The sequence below is a fragment of the Pseudomonas sp. MWU12-2020 genome, assembly GCF_023100605.1.
In the GTDB taxonomy this organism is placed as follows: domain Bacteria; phylum Pseudomonadota; class Gammaproteobacteria; order Pseudomonadales; family Pseudomonadaceae; genus Aquipseudomonas; species Aquipseudomonas fluorescens_H.
On sequence record NZ_JALMEX010000005.1, the window covers coordinates 25,153 to 41,239 of the forward strand.

At 61.7% G+C, this 16,087-nt stretch carries 16 protein-coding genes and 1 pseudogene; 8 read left to right on the forward strand and 9 right to left on the reverse strand.

The window, feature by feature from the left end:
* Nucleotides 1–26 precede the first annotated feature (26 nt).
* Nucleotides 27–551: an Mpo1-like protein gene (locus M0814_RS12985; RefSeq protein ID WP_103485239.1), complete on the reverse strand. Its 525-nt coding sequence runs from the start codon at nt 549–551 to the stop codon at nt 27–29.
* 82 nt (nt 552–633) lie between these two features.
* Here M0814_RS12985 and M0814_RS12990 point away from each other — a divergent pair, with 82 nt between their 5' ends.
* Entirely contained in the window at nt 634–1,311 is a 678-nt protein-coding gene (locus M0814_RS12990; RefSeq protein WP_103485238.1) for a Crp/Fnr family transcriptional regulator, read from the forward strand.
* A 5-nt stretch (nt 1,312–1,316) separates the two neighbouring features.
* On the opposite strand, the pseudogene M0814_RS12995 reads toward M0814_RS12990, so the two are convergent.
* The 3 genes and pseudogenes from M0814_RS12995 to M0814_RS13005 all read right to left on the reverse strand — a co-directional run.
* Nucleotides 1,317–1,466 (reverse strand): annotated as a pseudogene (locus M0814_RS12995) (metal ABC transporter ATP-binding protein); the annotation flags it as partial.
* On the reverse strand, nt 1,438–1,848 hold the full coding sequence (uraH, locus tag M0814_RS13000) for a hydroxyisourate hydrolase (protein ID WP_097086822.1): 411 nt from the start codon (nt 1,846–1,848) through the stop codon (nt 1,438–1,440). The pseudogene M0814_RS12995 and the gene uraH, both read right to left, overlap by 29 nt.
* Before the next feature lie 11 nt (nt 1,849–1,859).
* Nucleotides 1,860–2,345, reverse strand: coding sequence for a heme-binding protein (locus M0814_RS13005; RefSeq protein ID WP_103485237.1), 486 nt, complete (start codon nt 2,343–2,345; stop codon nt 1,860–1,862).
* 136 nt (nt 2,346–2,481) lie between these two features.
* On the opposite strand from M0814_RS13005, the gene M0814_RS13010 reads away from it, so the two are divergent.
* The 4 genes from M0814_RS13010 to M0814_RS13025 all read left to right on the forward strand — a co-directional run bounded on the left by M0814_RS13010 (nt 2,482) and on the right by M0814_RS13025 (nt 6,119).
* The gene (locus tag M0814_RS13010) at nt 2,482–3,162 is read left to right on the forward strand and encodes a heavy metal response regulator transcription factor (RefSeq protein ID WP_103485236.1); all 681 of its coding nucleotides are present in this window, start codon (nt 2,482–2,484) and stop codon (nt 3,160–3,162) included.
* Nucleotides 3,152–4,540, forward strand: coding sequence for a heavy metal sensor histidine kinase (locus tag M0814_RS13015; protein ID WP_103485235.1), 1,389 nt, complete (start codon nt 3,152–3,154; stop codon nt 4,538–4,540). Before M0814_RS13010 ends, M0814_RS13015 begins: the two co-directional genes overlap by 11 nt.
* 114 nt (nt 4,541–4,654) lie before the next feature.
* On the forward strand, nt 4,655–4,903 hold the full coding sequence (locus M0814_RS13020) for a helix-turn-helix transcriptional regulator (RefSeq protein ID WP_003220528.1): 249 nt from the start codon (nt 4,655–4,657) through the stop codon (nt 4,901–4,903).
* Complete coding sequence (locus tag M0814_RS13025) at nt 4,896–6,119, forward strand: type II toxin-antitoxin system HipA family toxin (RefSeq protein WP_103485234.1); 1,224 nt, start codon at nt 4,896–4,898, stop codon at nt 6,117–6,119. Before M0814_RS13020 ends, M0814_RS13025 begins: the two co-directional genes overlap by 8 nt.
* A 3-nt stretch (nt 6,120–6,122) precedes the next feature.
* Here M0814_RS13025 and M0814_RS13030 read toward each other — a convergent pair whose 3' ends face one another.
* Nucleotides 6,123–7,127: an AraC family transcriptional regulator gene (locus M0814_RS13030; protein ID WP_003220532.1), complete on the reverse strand. Its 1,005-nt coding sequence runs from the start codon at nt 7,125–7,127 to the stop codon at nt 6,123–6,125.
* A 100-nt stretch (nt 7,128–7,227) separates the two neighbouring features.
* Between M0814_RS13030 and M0814_RS13035 the strand changes: the two genes are divergently transcribed.
* Nucleotides 7,228–8,301, forward strand: coding sequence for a fatty acid desaturase (locus tag M0814_RS13035; protein ID WP_103485233.1), 1,074 nt, complete (start codon nt 7,228–7,230; stop codon nt 8,299–8,301).
* Between the two features lie 103 nt (nt 8,302–8,404).
* Here M0814_RS13035 and M0814_RS13040 read toward each other — a convergent pair whose 3' ends face one another.
* The 3 genes from M0814_RS13040 to M0814_RS13050 are packed head-to-tail and all read right to left on the reverse strand — an operon-like array spanning nt 8,405 to nt 12,439.
* Nucleotides 8,405–10,015, reverse strand: coding sequence for an arylsulfatase (locus tag M0814_RS13040; protein ID WP_103485232.1), 1,611 nt, complete (start codon nt 10,013–10,015; stop codon nt 8,405–8,407).
* Between the two features lie 13 nt (nt 10,016–10,028).
* A complete protein-coding gene (locus tag M0814_RS13045) occupies nt 10,029–10,844 on the reverse strand; it encodes an ABC transporter ATP-binding protein (RefSeq protein WP_103485231.1) in 816 nt (271 codons plus the stop codon).
* Complete coding sequence (locus tag M0814_RS13050; protein WP_103485230.1) at nt 10,841–12,439, reverse strand: ABC transporter permease; 1,599 nt, start codon at nt 12,437–12,439, stop codon at nt 10,841–10,843. Before M0814_RS13050 ends, M0814_RS13045 begins: the two co-directional genes overlap by 4 nt.
* 407 nt (nt 12,440–12,846) lie before the next feature.
* Here M0814_RS13050 and M0814_RS13055 point away from each other — a divergent pair, with 407 nt between their 5' ends.
* Nucleotides 12,847–13,860, forward strand: coding sequence for an ABC transporter substrate-binding protein (locus tag M0814_RS13055; protein ID WP_003220542.1), 1,014 nt, complete (start codon nt 12,847–12,849; stop codon nt 13,858–13,860).
* 122 nt (nt 13,861–13,982) lie between these two features.
* Here the strand turns inward: M0814_RS13055 and M0814_RS13060 are convergent, their stop codons facing one another.
* Nucleotides 13,983–14,903 carry a LysR family transcriptional regulator gene (locus tag M0814_RS13060; protein WP_045122247.1) on the reverse strand — a complete coding sequence of 307 codons (921 nt, stop codon included), beginning with the start codon at nt 14,901–14,903 and terminating at the stop codon, nt 13,983–13,985.
* A gap of 180 nt (nt 14,904–15,083) precedes the next feature.
* Between M0814_RS13060 and M0814_RS13065 the strand changes: the two genes are divergently transcribed.
* Complete coding sequence (locus tag M0814_RS13065) at nt 15,084–16,004, forward strand: TauD/TfdA family dioxygenase (RefSeq protein WP_103485228.1); 921 nt, start codon at nt 15,084–15,086, stop codon at nt 16,002–16,004.
* Nucleotides 16,005–16,087 lie beyond the last annotated feature (83 nt).

Sequence of the window (16,087 nt, forward strand, 5' to 3'; positions counted from 1 at the left end):
GGAGCGGGCTTGCTCGCGAAAGCGCTCTACACGGCTGCACGATTCGGATTGACCCGCACCACCCCCGCCCGCGCCTCGATCTGCTCTTTCAACTCATGGCACATCCCGAGCAGGAAAGCCACTTCCGCCACTACAAACAGCGGCCCGACAATCAACCCGCTCACGTCATCGACAAACGCCGGTTTGCGCCCCTCGTAGTGGTGCCCGACAAACTGGATTACCCAGCCAATCACAAACATCGCCAGACCGCTGCTCAGCCAGACCATGGTGCTCTGCTGCGCCAGCGTGTGCCCGGCCCAGACCGACAGGCCCATCAGCACCGTCATCAACACGCCGAGTTTCACTTCCAGGCGCAGGTAGAACCACGCCGACGCCAGTGCCAGCAGCACCGCCGGCGATAGCCACAAGCCGCCCAGCGACCACTCTGGTCGCGACAACAACACCGCCACCGCCACCACGATCAGCGGAATGCCGATAAAGTGGCTGGCGATGTTGCGCGGGTCGCGGTGGTAGGCGGCGTATTGACTGAGATGGTCGACGAGGCTTTTCATTGTTGTTCCTCCTGTAGGGTGCGTGCAGCATGCCTCGGGTTCGGCGTTCGCTCTGTCAGGCAGGCGACAATTGGGAGTGTTCATGGATAAGCGTTCACGGCTGCTGACCGGGCAATGGTTCAGTCATCTGCCGGCATCCTTTCAGGATAGTCTGCTGGCGGCGGCTCGGGAGCGGCGGCTGACGGCGGGGCAGCGCTTGTTCCAGCGCGGTGATCCGCCTTGCGGGTTGTACGCGGTGCTCGACGGCGCGATCCGGATCGGGGCGGTGAGCGAGCAGGGCAAGGAGGCGTTGCTGAGCCTGGTCGAGGCACCGCACTGGTTCGGCGAAATCTGCCTGTTCGATGGCCAGCCACGCACTCACGATGCTTACGCGGTCGGGCCGTGCACCCTGCTGAATATCCCGCAGGCCACGCTGCTGAAAATCCTCGACGAACAGCCGGTGTATTGGCGGCACTTGGCGTTGCTGATGAGCCACAAACTGCGCCTGACCTTTATCAATCTCGAACAGTTGAGCCTGCTGCCGGCCCCGGCTCGCCTGGCCCATCGCTTGCTGATGATCTCCGAGGGCTACGGCGAAATCGATGCGCCACGCCGGGTCCTGCAACTGCCGCAGGAGCAGCTGGCGTCGATGTTGTCGTTGTCACGCCAGACCACCAACCAGATCCTCAAGGATCTGCAGGGGCAGGGGATTATCGGGCTGGGGTATGGCGAGATCGAGATTCTCGATGCCGAGCGATTGCGGGCGCTTGCCACAATTTGACAGGCACCTGAGATCCCCTGTGGGAGCGAGCCTGCTCGCGAAAGCGGTGGGTCATTCAACGGTGATGTCGACTGAACCGACGCCTTCGCGAGCAGGCTCGCTCCCACATTTTTGATCTGTGTTGATTCAGGAGCCGCGATAGGTCGAAAACCCATAAGGGCTGAGCAGCAACGGGATGTGGTAGTGCTGGTCAGTCTGCTTCACTTGGAAAATCACCGGAATCTCCGGGAAAAACGTCTCGCGCTTGTTCTTCTCGAAATACTCGCCGGTCTTGAACACCACCCGGTATTCGCCCGCCTCGAAAGGCTGTTTGGCCGGGAACAGTTCGGCGATGCGCCCCTGCTCGTTGGTGGTGCCCTGGGCCAGTGGCTGCCAGTTCTGGCCGACGTGTTTTTCCAGGGTCACGTTGACGCCCGGCGAGGGCAGGCCGTTTTCCAGGTTGAGCACGTGCACGCTCAGCGGGTTGCCGGCGGCCAGCGCCAGGCTGGAGAAGGCACTCAGGCCGAGTGCGGCGAAGGTCATGCGCAGGGTGGTCATGGTCAGTCTCCTTATTGGGAACGGGTGAGGGTAAGGCCGGCCTTTTCGGCGGCCTTGATGGCACAGCTTTCGTCTTGCTCGCCGCCGCCGGAGCCGGCCACGCCCATGGCGCCGACCAGTTCATCAGCGGCGAATAACGGGATCCCGCCGCCGAGCAACAGCAGCTCATCAAGGGTGTTGAGGTTGGCGGTTTCCGGATTGCTGCGGGCGCGCTCGGCGAACAGCCGAGTCGGGGTTTTCGTCGACAGCGCGGTGTAGGCCTTGCGCTGGCTGGCAGCGGTGTTGTGCGGGCCGATGCCATCGCCGCGCAGGGTCACCAGCAAGTTGCCGCCACGGTCGAGCACCGATACCGTGGCGGTGCAGTTGCTCAGCGCCGTGTCGGCCAGCAAGCGTGCGGTTTTCAGATCGAGGTCAGCGTGGCGCGGCAGTTCAGGGGCGGCGAAAACACCGGCGCTGATGCCGAGGGCGAGGCTCGCTGCAAGGTATTTGACGGTCATGGACAGGCTCCGAAAGCGAAGGACATCACCTTAGCCGCCGCTCTTCGTCAGAACCCCGTCAGTCGGATTACAAGTTTGTAATGGGCAATCGGGCCGAAGGCGCCTAGCCTGTGTGCCTGATCAATCGAGGTGTGCCATGCGTTTGCTGGTCGTAGAAGATGAAGCCAAAACCGCGAATTTCCTGGCCAAGGGCCTGGGCGAGTCGGGTTTTGCCGTGGACGTGGCGCTCAATGGTCTCGATGGGCGCTATTTCATCGAGCAGCAGGAATATGACCTGATCATCCTCGACGTGATGCTGCCGGGCCTCAATGGCTGGCAGCTGCTGCAACTGATCCGCCAGCGCGGCGCCACCCCGGTGTTGTTCCTGACCGCCAAGGACGCCATCGAAGACCGCGTGCGCGGCCTCGAATTGGGCGCCGATGATTACCTGTTCAAACCCTTCGCCTTCGCCGAATTGCTCGCGCGGGTGCGCACGTTATTGCGGCGCGGGCCGCTGCGCGAGGCCGAGTCCTACAGCATCGCCGATCTGGAAATCGACGTGCTACGGCGTCGGGTCAGTCGCGGCGGTCAGCGCATTGCCCTGACCAACAAGGAGTTCGCCCTGCTGCAACTGCTCGCCAGCCGCCAGGGCGAAGTGTTGTCGCGCACGCTGATCGCCTCGCAGGTGTGGAACCTGAATTTCGACAGCGACACCAACATGGTCGAAGTCGCGGTGCGGCGTTTGCGGGCCAAGGTCGATGACCCGTACATGCCGAAACTGATCCATACCGTGCGCGGCGTCGGCTATCAACTGGAAGCGCCGGACGATGCGCTCTAAGTCGATCGCCTGGCGCCTGGCGCTGGCGTTCGCGATTGTTTGCGCTTTGGTGTTGAGCGTGATTGGCGTGTTTCTCTACCGCTCGCTGGCCTCGGAAATCGCCTACCGGGATGATCTGGCGTTGCTCGGTCGACTGGAGCAGGTGCGCGCCTTGCTCGCCGACAGCGACAGCCTCGGCGCCTTGCAGGCGCGGCCACGGCTGTACCAGAACATGCTCGGTAACCTCGACAGCCTGTTGCTGGTGCGGCGGGCCGATGGCTCGAACGTGATCGCGATCAACCCGCGCCAGCGCGACCTACCGCCATTGAACGCAATCGCGCGCGAGCAAACGCCACAGCGCCGCGATGTGCTGACCTGGCAAGCGCCGGACGGCGCCGAGCTGGCGCTGTTGTCCGGTGACGCCCAAGGGCCGAACGGCGAACCGCTGACGGTGATCGCCGGCAAGGTGCTCACTGAACGTGAACAGATGCTCGCCAGTTATCGCTTGCGCTTGTATCTGGCCGTCGGGCTGGGCGCGCTGCTGGCGTTCGCGCTGGGCCTGGTGCTGCTGCGCCGTGGTCTGCAACCGTTGCGCCAGTTGAGCGCGGCGGTGCGCGGGATTGATCTGCGCAGCCTCGACCAGCGACTGCCCGCCAGCGGCACCCCCGCCGAACTGCTCGAACCGGTGCAGGCGCTCAACGGCATGCTCGCGCGACTGGACGACAGCGTGCAGCGGCTGTCGCAGTTTTCCGCCGACCTCGCTCATGAGATCCGCACCCCGTTGCACACCTTGCTCGCCAGCAACGGCCAGGCGCTGAACCACCCGCGCAGCACGGCGGAGTATCAGGAGCTGCTGGCCTCGAACATGGAAGAGTTCGAACGCCTCAAGCGCATGGCCGAGAACCTGATGTTCCTTGCTCGCGCCGAACAGGCAGAGCGCGCGCTCGACTTGCAAACGCTGGATCTGCACAGCGTCGGCAGCGAGCTGTGCGATTACTTCGAAGCCCTGGCCGATGATCGCCAGTTGCACCTGGAAAACCAGCTGCACGGCGAACTGTTGGCCGACCAGCAACTGCTGCAGCGCGCCCTCGGTAATCTGCTGGCCAACGCGGTGCGCCACGCCGATGAAGGCACGCTGATCAGCCTGCGTCGCCGCGATGAACCGGGCGTGTGCTGGTTGCAGGTACACAACCACGGTCCGGTGATCGCGCCAGAACATCTGGGCAAACTGTTCGACCGCTTCTATCGCGTCGACCCTTCACGGACGCAGCCTGGGGACTCGGGTGGGCTGGGGCTGGCGATTGTGCAGTCGATCATGCAATTGCATGGCGGGCGGGTGCGGGTGAGCAGTGATGTCACTGGGACTGTGTTTGAGCTGGGTTTTGTTCTGAGCCCATGATGCGCCGTGCAAGTCTTCTGAAACTCCGCTAGAGTTTGTCTATCTGTGTATCGCATACGATGCATATTGCTTTTTTCTTTATAAATGCATCGTAAATAGTGCAGGTAATGCGTAATGGAACAGATCGGCGAACTGATCAGAAGCTTGCGCAAGGCGCGCAAACTCTCCCAGCAGGCACTGGCTCAACAATATGGCATGAGCCGCGCCACTATCTCGGGGATCGAAAACAATACGGTCTCCGAAATCGGGCTGCGCAAGGTTGAAGCAATTCTTAATGGCTTCGGTTACGAGCTGATTGCCGTTCCCCGGAAGTCAAATCGCCCAACCCTCGACGCTCTGCAAAAAGTGAATTTCCATGACTGAAACGCCGGACAGGTTGCAAATCCGTGTGGGTGAACAGGTGGTCGGGACACTGGGGCGCGGGCAGGTTCGCGACGACAGTGTGTTCAGCTACCGTGAAGATGCCAGCGCAGACAATGCTGTATCGCTGACGATGCCCACTCGCCTGGACAGCTATGGCTGGGAACATGGCATCCACCCCGTCTTCGAGATGAACTTGCCCGAAGGCGCGCTGCGTGAGGAGTTGATGCGGCGCTTCAGTAAAGCAGTGCGTGGCTTCGATGATTTTGCTTTGTTGGCTATCGTCGGGCCCCATCAGCTCGGCCGTCTGGCAATTGCCTGCGCACCGGCGACCGAGCAGCCTCCCGCAACATCCCTTCGCGATCTGCTGGTGCACGATGGTGCTCAAGGCTTGTTCGAAGATCTGTTACAGACCTACGGTCAGTATTCCGGAGTGTCAGGCGTGCAGCCCAAAGTGCTGGTGCGTGACAGCGCCGCCGCGATTGATCGCCTGACTCATCGGGGGGCGACTCATCTGGTCAAGGCCTTTCGCGCCGAAGAGTATCCGCAGCTGGCAACCAATGAATATTTCTGTATGCGGGCGGCGCAGCACTGCGGTCTCGAAGTGCCAAAATTCGAGCTCAGCGAGCGCGGCAAATTTCTGGTGGTCGAGCGTTTTGACCTGAGCGATTCGGGGTACCTCGGTTTCGAAGATTTCTGTGTACTGAACGGGTGGCCGTCGAAGGCCAAATACGACGGTTCCTATGAAGGTGCCGCGCGGCAGATCAAGGCATTCGTTTCGCCGCAGTTGCTGGGCTCTGCCCTGGAAGCGTTTTTCAAGATCGTCGCGTTGTCTGCGGGGCTGAAAAATGGTGATGCGCATCTGAAGAATTTTGGCGTGCTTTACGAGGATTGTGCAGAGCAGTCATCCGTCAGGCTCGCGCCGGCTTACGACATCATCACAACGTCGGTTTATATCAAGAGCGACAGCATGGCGCTGCTGCTGGGCGGTTCGAAAGCCTGGCCCAAGTACAAGATGTTGGTGCGGTTCGGTCGCACGGCATGCAACCTGACCGAGGCGCGTTGCAACGAATTACTGCAACAAGTGGCTCATGGCATGCAGATGGCGATCGAGGAAATGGCCAGACACAGCCGCCAGCATCCCGAGTTTGCCGAAGTAGGCGAGGCGATGATCGAACAGTGGACATCCGGCCTGCAACGCAGCTTGATCAAGGGCTGACGTTCAGCGCAGCTGATCGCGAAACTGCCCCGGCGTCATCCCGGTCCAGCGCTTGAACGCGCGGCTGAAGCTGCTGGTGTCGGCAAACCCCAGCAGGTAGCTGACTTCACTCAACGAACAATGCGGATCGCGCAGGTGCAGCAGCGCGAGGTTTTCGCGGCTCTCGTTGAGCAGCGTGTCGAAGCGGCAGCCCTCATCCGCCAAGTGCCGTTGCAGACTGCGCAGGCTCAGGTGCAAGGCTTGAGCAATGCGTTCGGCGCTGGGTTCGCCTTCGGGCAGTTGCTCCTCGATGGCATCGCGCACCTTGCGCTCCCAGGTCAGCGGTTTGAGCTGGGCCAGGGTGCGCTTGAGCACCGCTTCGTTGTGTTCGGCCAATTCCGGGTTGGCGTCGTCGAGGTGGCTGTCGAAGTCGGCGAGGGCGAATTCCAGGCGATCTTCGGCGCAGGAGAAATGCACCGGGGCGCGGAACACCTTGTGCCACTGATGCGCATCGGACGGTTCCGGGCGGCGCAGGTACACCGCCAGCGGCGCGTAATCGCGACCCAGGCGATTGCGGCAGGTACGCACGTAGATCGCGGCAAACGCGTCGATGGCTTCGAAGGCCGGCGCCGGATTGCCTGACGGAATTTTCAGACGAAACAGATAGCGGTCATCGCTGCGGCTCAACTCCAGTTCCAGCGCATCGCTGACCACCGGGTGATAACGCACGATGCGTTCGAACACTTCGCGCAGACTGCCGCTGGCCACCAGCGCGTAACCGAGCGCATGGAACGTGGTCGGGCTGACGAACCGCGACACCCGCAGGCCGATCGCCGGATCCCCGCTGAACTGCACCGCCAGTTGCCACAGGCGCGTGGTGCCGGACAACGGATAACGTGCGTTCGGGTCGTCCATCAACTGCGGGTCGAGCCCGGCCTGCTGGCACAGGCCGAGACTGTCCAGCCCCAGCGCATCGAGTTGCTTGCGCAAGGCACGGGTCCAGCTGGCGAGAGAGGTCGGTTCCTTCATGCTGATTGGCGCTTCCGGTCAACAGGTTGGCGTTCACGGCTATCATCAATAAAGCTTTCGCAAGGCAGGATGCGAACATCAATAACCAGAGGATGGAAGCATGGACCGTACTTCTGCAAGTCCCCCGCGACACAATGCTGCCCAGCGATCAGCGCATATTCGTGAAGTGGTGCTGGCCAAGGGTGTCGAACTGCGTGAGCGCTATCCGATTCTGCAGCATCAGGATGCCCTCGGCGCCGGCATTCTGGCCTTCGCCCTGGCCGGGATGATCGGCTCGGCAGCGCTGTACATCACTGGCCACATGGCGTGGTGGGTGTGTCTGCTGCTGAATGCGTTTTTCGCCTCCTTGACCCATGAGCTGGAACACGACCTGATCCACAGCATGTATTTCCGCAAACAACGGCTGCCGCACAACCTGATGATGGGCCTGGTGTGGCTGGCGCGGCCGAGCACGATCAATCCGTGGATCCGCCGTCACCTGCACCTCAATCACCACAAGGTCTCCGGCACCGAAACCGACATGGAGGAGCGGGCGATCACCAACGGCGAACCATGGGGTTTTGCGCGCTTGCTGATGGTCGGCGATAACGTGATGTCGGCGTTCATCCGCATGCTGCGGGCCAAGACCTGGGCGCACAAATTCAGCATCATCAAACGCAGCCTGAAGGTCTACGCGCCGCTGGCGCTGGTGCATTGGGCCGCGTGGTACGTGTTCCTCGGTTTTCATGCGGCGAATGGCATCGCCTACCTTATGGGTTCACCGATTGAATGGTCGGCGACCACGCTGTCGGTGATGCAGGTGATCGACATCGCGGCAGTGGTGATCATCGGCCCGAATGTGCTGCGCACCTTTTGCCTGCACTTCATCAGCTCGAACATGCATTACTACGGCGACATCGAGGCGGGTAATGTGCTGCAGCAATGCCAGGTGTTGAACCCGTGGTGGTTGTGGCCGTTGCAGGCGTTCTGCTTCAACTTTGGCAGCAGCCACGGGATTCACCATTTTGTGGTGAAGGAGCCGTTTTACATCCGGCAGATGACCGTGCCGGTGGCGCACAAGGTGATGCGTGAGATGGGCGTTCGGTTCAATGATTTCGGCACGTTTGGGCGGGCGAACCGGTTTGTTCGTCGGGATGAAGTGGTAGCGGAGGAGGCGCGTACGGCTCAGGCTTGATGGTGAATTTGCGGGCCTCTTCGCGAGCAAGCCCGCTCCCACAGGGGAACGCATTCCAACTGTGGGAGCGGGCTTGCTCGCGAAGGCACCGGATCAGGCAACCTCAATCCGGCTGAAACGGCGAAGCACTGAGAATCACCCCGGTCTCCTCCACATACTGCTGCCAATGCCCGATCAAGCTGTTGAGCTTGTCCGGCTGATGCGCCGCCAGATCATGAATCTCTCCCGGATCGCTGCTCAGATCATAAAGCTGCCAGGTCGCCGGCCCCACCGGCCCGGGGATCCACACCGCTTTCCACGACCCTTGGCGAATTGCCCGACGGCCGAACAATTCCCAACCGGTGACGGTGTGCTCGTCGTGCACTTGCGCCGTCTCGCCGGACAAAAAGCCCAGCCACGATTTACCGCGCAGCGGCGCCACCGGTTTGCCGTGCCATTGCTTGCCCGGATGGCGCACGCCGGCCAGATCGAGAATGGTCGGGGTGACGTCCATCACCGTGCCGAAACCGTGGCTGATCTGCCCTTTGATCGGCAATTGCGGATAGTGCAGCAGTGCCGGTACGCGAATCCCGCCTTCGGTGGTGAACGCCTTGAACAGCCGTGACGGCGCGGTCGCCACCTGCGCCCAGCTCGGCCCGTACCAGACGTAGGAATTGGCGCGGCCAATGTTGTCGAGGCTGTTGTCGTAATGCTGATTGAGGTAGGTCAGCAGTTCCGGGCCGAACTTGGGAAACGCCTCCAGCAGTGCGCCCTCGGCACCGTTGTCGGACATGAACAGGATGAAGGTGTTATCGAGTTGGCCCTGCTGGCGCAGGTAATCGACCACCCGGCCGATGTTCCAGTCCATGCGCTCGACCATGGCCGCGTAGACTTCCATGGCCCGCGCGGAAATCTGTCGTTGCTCATCACTCAGCGCGTCCCATTGCGCATTCAGTTGAATCAGCGGATGTGGCTCGACATCCGGCTCGATCAGCCCCAGCGCCTTGAGTTTTTCCAGGCGTTCGAGGCGCAAGGCTTCGGGACCGGCGTCGTAGCGGCCACGGTATTTTTCGACCACCTCGGCCGGTGCCTGCAACGGCCAGTGCGGTGCGGAGAAGGGCAGGTAGGCGAAGAATGGCCGGCTCTGATCGCGCTCCTTGAGGTAGTGCAGCAGCTTGTCGCCGAAGGCATCCGACGAGTAGAAATTCTTCGGCAGTTCATCGATAAAGGTGTCGTCTTCGATGTACAGCGCTGGCGTCGATTTCAGCAGGCCAGGCGTGTGTTCATCGTAAGTCGGCTCGAAACCATAGTGGTTGGCCGCACCCGGCAGCAGCGAGAACGAACGCTCGAAACCGCGAGCCTGCGGCGCCAGTTCAGCGGTCAGGCCGAGGTGCCATTTGCCGCTCATCAAGGTTTGGTAACCGGCCTCGCGCAGCAGCTCGGGCAGGGCCACAACGCGGTCGTTGAGATAGCCTTCGTAACCCGGTTTGCCGATCAACTCCGGGGTCAGCGCTTCGGCCATGGTGCCGATGCCGGCGATGTGGTGGTCGGTGCCGGTCAGCAGCATCGAGCGGGTTGGCGAGCAGGTCGGCGCGGTGTGGAAATCGGTCAGGCGCAGGCCGTTATTGGCCAGGGCATCGAGGTTCGGCGTGGCGATTTCGCCACCGAACGCGCCGATGTCGGAGAAGCCGAGATCGTCGGCCAGAATCACCAGAAAGTTGGGGCGTTGCGGCATCGAAAAGCTCCTCTCAGCAGGCAATGAACGACAGCGGCAGATCGCGGATCTGGACCGGCAGGCTCGGTTGGTAATGGTCGTCACTGGTCAGTTCGTGCAGCAGCTCTTCACGCAACTGATGGAAGTCGAAACTGCTGCGCTGGCGCGGGTGCGGCAGGGCGATATCGACCACTTGCTTGATCCGCCCCGGACGCGGCTCCATCACCACCACGCGGTCGGCCAGAAAGATCGCTTCTTCGACGTCGTGGGTGACGAGGATCGTGGTGATTTTTGCCCGGTTACGGATCGCCAGCAGCTCGTCCTGCATTTGCTGACGGGTCAACGCATCAAGGGCGCCGAACGGTTCGTCGAGCAGCAGGATCCGTGGACTGGCGACCAGCCCGCGAGCAATCGCCACGCGCTGGGCCATGCCGCCGGAGAGCTGGTGCGGATAGGCGCGGGTGAAATCGCGCAGGCCGACCAGATCGATGAAATCGTTGATGCGCTGCTGCTTTTCAGCGGCGCTCAATGGTTCGTTGACCAGGCCGAGGCCGATGTTGTCGGCCACCGTCAGCCACGGGAACAAACGGTGCTCCTGAAACACGATGCCACGCTCGCCGCCGATGCCGCTGACGGCTTTGCCATCGACGCTGATCTGCCCGCGAAACTGCGTATCCAGACCCACCAGCAAGCGCAGCAAGGTAGATTTGCCGCAGCCGCTGGAGCCGACAATGGCGACGAATTCGCCCTCGGCGATGTCGAGGTTGAATTCGCGAATCGCCTCCAGTTCGAAACCGTCGACATCGAAGGATTTGCCTACGTGGGTGAAGCTGACAATCGGTGCGTTCATGCGTGTCTCCAGCGAGTGGCGCGAATTTCCAGGCGTTGGCCGATGAGGTTGAGCAGGGCGCCGGTGAGGCCGACCAGCAGCATCCCGGCCATGATCAGGTCCATGCGCAGCAGTTGTTGAGCGCCGATCATCTGGCTGCCGATGCCGCCGTTGGATGGCATGAAATATTCGGCGCCGATGGTGCCGAGCCAGGCGTAGATCAGGCTCAGGCGCAGCCCGGCGAAAATCCCCGGCGCCGCACCCGGCAGCACCAGTCGGCGCAGGCGCTGACCGAGGCTCAAACGCAACACCTGCGCGGCCTCGTTGAGTTGTGGCGAGAGGTTGGCGACGCTGCGCTGGGTGGCGATGAACAGCGGGAAAAACGCGGCGAGGGCGACGAACACCCACTTCGACAATTCACCCAAGCCGAACCAAGCGGTGAGCAGCGGCACCCAAGCGAAAATCGCGATCTGGCGGATGGCGGCGAGGGTCGGGCCGAGCAGCCGCTCGCTGGTGCGCGACAGACCCAGCAACAGGCCGAGGGCGAAACCGAGTCCGCCGCCCAGCAGCAACCCGCCAAGGGTACGACCGAGGCTCAAGGCCATGCCGCTGATCAGCGTGCCGTCGAGCAGACCGTTCCTGGTCGTTTCCAGTACCGCCAGCGGGCTGACCAGAATATTCACATCGACCCACTGCTGATCGCTCGCCACTTGCCAGACGCCAATCAGGCCTAGTGGCAGCAGCCACGGTTGCAACCGCTGCCAGCCTTCATAACGCGGGCCACGGCGGATTTCCGCAGTCGCCGGGTGCGGCCAGTGCACCAGTTTGCGGTCGAGAAATCCGATGCTGCGATCCATCGCTACACCGAGCACACCGATGACCACGATGCACACGAATACGATGTCGAGCATGAACAGTTGCCGTGCCCAGACCATCAGGTAACCGATGCCTTCGCTGGACGCCAATAGCTCCACCGCCAGCAATGAAGTCCAGCCAGCAGCCAGGGCCAGACGCACGCCGGCCATGAACGCCGGCAGTGCAGCGGGCAGCACCAGGCGCCGGATCAGCAGGTACGACGGCAGGCGTAATACGGCGGCGGCTTCACGCAGTTTCGGTTGCGCATCACGAACGCCGACCAAGGTGTGCAGGGTCACCGGAACCACGATGGCCTTGATCAGCACCACCAGTTTCAGCACTTCGCCGATGCCGAAAAACACCATGAACAGCGGAATCCAAGCCAGCGTCGGCACTTGTGCCAGACCGGCGAACGTGGGGAAAACCAGGCGTTCGAGACGCCGGCTGAAGCCCAGCGCAGCACCCAGCACCGCGCCCGCAGAGATCCCTGCCAGCAAGCCCCAGAGCAGGCGTTGCAGGCTGATCCACAAATGACTCCACAGCTCGCCCTGGGACAGCTCGATGGCGCTGTTCCACACCAGCGATGGCGCCGGCAGGATCTGCTCGCTCATCCATTGATTGCGCGCGGCCAGCCACCACAAAGCGAACAGGCTGATCGGCAGCAGCCATGGCAACAGACGTTGGTTGAGGCTCGGCCACGCGCGCCGACTTTTCAGTGGCGGCGCCGGCAGTGGCAGACTGAGCAGGGAATCACGGGCCATGGGTGACCTCCGTTGTCGGGTTGCATGGCGAACCGCTTTGCTTGGTGGGAGTGGGCTTGCTCACGAAGGCGCAGTGTCAGGCGCCGGTGATGGCGAATGACGCGACCCCTTCGCGAGCAAGCCCGCTCCCACATTTGGCTAGCGGTGTATGCAAATTAGATCTATAAAAATTCAAATCAATTCTATTGAGAGATAAGCCAGACCATTTAAGGCTTGCAGCCCGACGCGCATCCAATGCATTCGAAGAATATTTTCGATGCTGTTAATGCATACGCCGCTGCAACCCGCGTCGTTGCTTGCTTAGCGTCAAAAGCTATAAAAATGTGCATTTATAGTATTTAAGCGAAGGTCATGCTTCGGCCTACTTTCGGCTCCTCAACGCCCGTCGTGATCAAGGAGCCGTACCCATGAACCTTCCCTTCAAACGAGTCTTCAGTCTGTTTGCCATCCCTGCGTTGGCGGGCCTGCTGGCGTTTACCGCGCAGGCCGACGAGCTCAAGGAAATCAGGATCGCCGTGCCCGACCTGAGCGCCGGCACCCAGCACAGCGGCGGCGGTGTGGTGGACGTGCTGCGTGATCGGCAGATCTTCGAAAAAGCCTTCGCCGATCAGGGCATCAAGATTCAATGGAGCTTCTTCAAGGGCGCCGGGCCGGTGATCAACGAGGCGTTTGCCAACGGTCAGGTCGATCTGGCGTATCTGGGCGACCTCGCGGCGATCATCGGCAAATCCAATGGCCTCGACACACGTTTGCTCAGCGCCAGTGCGCGCGGGGTGAAACAGTATCTGGGCGTGGTGCCGGGGTCGGGGATCAAGACCCTGCAGGATCTGAAAGGCAAGCGCGTGGCGATCTTCCGTGGCACCGCCACCCAGTTGTCGTTTGATGCGGCGCTGGCCAGTCAAGGCTTGAGCGAGAAGGATCTGAAGGTGATCAATCTCGACTTCAGCGGGGCCACCGCCGCGCTGGCGGCCAAGCAGATTGATGCGTCGTGGGGCAGCTCAGGTCTGGCCGCTTTGCAGAGCAAGGGGCTGGCCGAATTGCCGCTCAACACCAAGGACTTGGGGGGCGCCGGTAGCGTGCAATCGGTGCTGGTGGGGGCCGGCAAGTTTGTCGACGGGCATCCGGAGGTCGTGGCGAAACTGCTCAAGGCGCAGCAGCAGGCGGTGGATTGGCTGACCCAGGACAGCAACAAGGATGCCTACGTGCAGCTGGTGTCGGGGCTGGCAAGTTATCCACCGGTGATCCTGACCCAGGACCTGCAGGATCAGAAACTCAGCGAAGTGTTCCCGTCGACGCTGGACCCGGTATTCCTCGGCAAATTGCAGGACTCGGTGGATCTGGCGGCGCAGCAGAAGCTGATTCGCAAGCCGTTCAAGGTCAGCGATTGGGTGGCGCCTGAACTGGCGGCGGCCAAGCTCTGAATCTTCAGTGTCTGGACGGGCCTCTTCGCGAGCAAGCCCGCTCCCACAAGGATCTTCAGTGAACACAGATTTTGTATTCACAACGGTCCCCTGTGGGAGCGGGCTTGCTCGCGAAGGCGTCCTCAAACCGCGACGCTGACTTCCTGCTTGTCCACCGCCACCAGCGTCTCGATCATCGCCCGCGCTGCCGGCGACAAACGAAACCCGGTACGACTGACAATCCCGCAGCGCGCGTTCATGCTCTCCAGGTTCTGCGGCAGGTTGCGCCAGTGCAGCAGCGCCAGTGAACCCTGGGCAATGTCCTCGTAAAACGCTTCTTCCGTACCGATGCCGATGGCATTCGATTGCAGCACCACTTTCACCAGCGCCGGGAAGTGCTCGGTCTCGATGGTCGGGGAAAAATCGATCCGGCCGCTGAGGTTCGCCAGCAGTTTGCGAATCCCCGGCGGGATCAGCGTGGTTGCCAGCGGGTAGTCGAACATGTCGTTGGTCGACAGGCTTTCCTTGGCCAGCAGCGGGTGCCCGGGCCGGCAGAAAAACACCCCGCGCTTGGGCGTCAGGGCCTGGGTCTGGAAGTTCGGGTCGGCTTCGAAGTGGCGGATGTCGGCGATGAAGAATTCGATCTCTTCACGGCTCAGCGCACGGCTGAGTTTTTCCCAGTTATCCACCTGAAAACAGGTGCGCACTTTCGGGTGCGCGTTGATGAATTGCGCCACCGCATCCGGCACCAGTTTCACCGCCGGGGCCGGGCCGCAGCCGAAGTGCAGCTCACCGGCATCGAGCTTGGTCATCTGCGTCACTTCGGCGCTGAGCAGCGCCGCGCCTTGCACCAGGGTCAGGGCGTGTTGCAGCACCACCTGGCCTTCGGGCGTCGGGCGCAAATCCTTGTTGCCGCGATCCACCAGCACACAGCCGAACTCTTGCTCCAGCCCTTGAATGCTGCGGCTGAATGCCGGTTGGGTGATGCCCATGGCGTCCGCCGCACGAACAAAACTGCGGTGTTCGTTGAGGGCGATGAAGTAGCGCAACTGGCGAAGATCCATATGCTTTTCCGGCATCCTAAAAATAGCTCGAAGGCATTTGCGACGAGGGTTGCTTGAGGTTTTAAATGCAAGCTCTTATTCCGTCAACGAAGCATGTGAATATCTATTAGATGTAAATGGAATATAGATAGAGCGATGTTTCGCTGCCGCCAACCGCAAGCAGTCGATGAGGGTCTACCCATGAGCAATGCCGCACTCGCTGTAAAACCCGCTGTCCACGCGCTGGAAATCCACCCGGTGGCCGGCCGTATCGGCGCCGAGATTCGTGGCGTGCACCTGTCCGGTGAACTGGACGCCGCCACGGTCGAAGCCATTCAGCAGGCGCTGATCCAGTACAAGGTGGTGTTCTTCCGCGAGCAGACCCAGCTCGACGATCAGCGCCAGGAAGCCTTCGCCCATCTGCTCGGCGAGCCCGTGGCGCATCCGACCGTACCGGTGCGTGAGGGCACGCGTTATCTGCTGGAGCTGGACGGGGCCGAAGGCCAGCGCGCCAACTCCTGGCACACCGACGTGACGTTCGTCGACGCCTACCCGAAAGCCTCGATCCTGCGCTCGGTGGTGGCGCCGGCCTTCGGTGGCGACACCCTGTGGGCCAACACCGCGACTGCCTACAACGAACTGCCGACCGAACTGCGCGAGCTGGCGGACAAACTGGTCGCCGTACACAGCAACGAATACGACTACGCCGGGGCCAAGCCGGACGTGTCGCCGGAGAAGCTTGAGCGCTATCGCAAGATCTTCACCTCGACCGTCTACGAGACCGAACACCCGGTGGTGCGCGTACACCCGATCAGCGGCGAGAAAAGCTTGTTGCTGGGGCACTTCGTCAAACGCATCAAGGGGTATTCGCAGGCCGATTCGGCGCACTTGTTTGGCCTGTTGCAGAGCCATGTGATTCGTCAGGAAAACACCGTGCGCTGGCGCTGGAAGGCGGGTGACGTGGCGATCTGGGATAACCGTTCGACCCAGCATTATGCGATTGATGATTATGGCACCCAGGATCGCATCGTGCGGCGGGTGACGCTCAAGGGGGAAGTTCCGGTTGGGGTTTCGGGGCAGCGTAGTCAAACCATCAAAGGTGCCGAGCTCGTCGGCGTCTGATCGGGCCTCTTCGCGAGCAAGCCCGCTCCCACAGTGGAAATGTGTTGAACACAGTGGATGTGAACGACACAGAACCCTGTGGG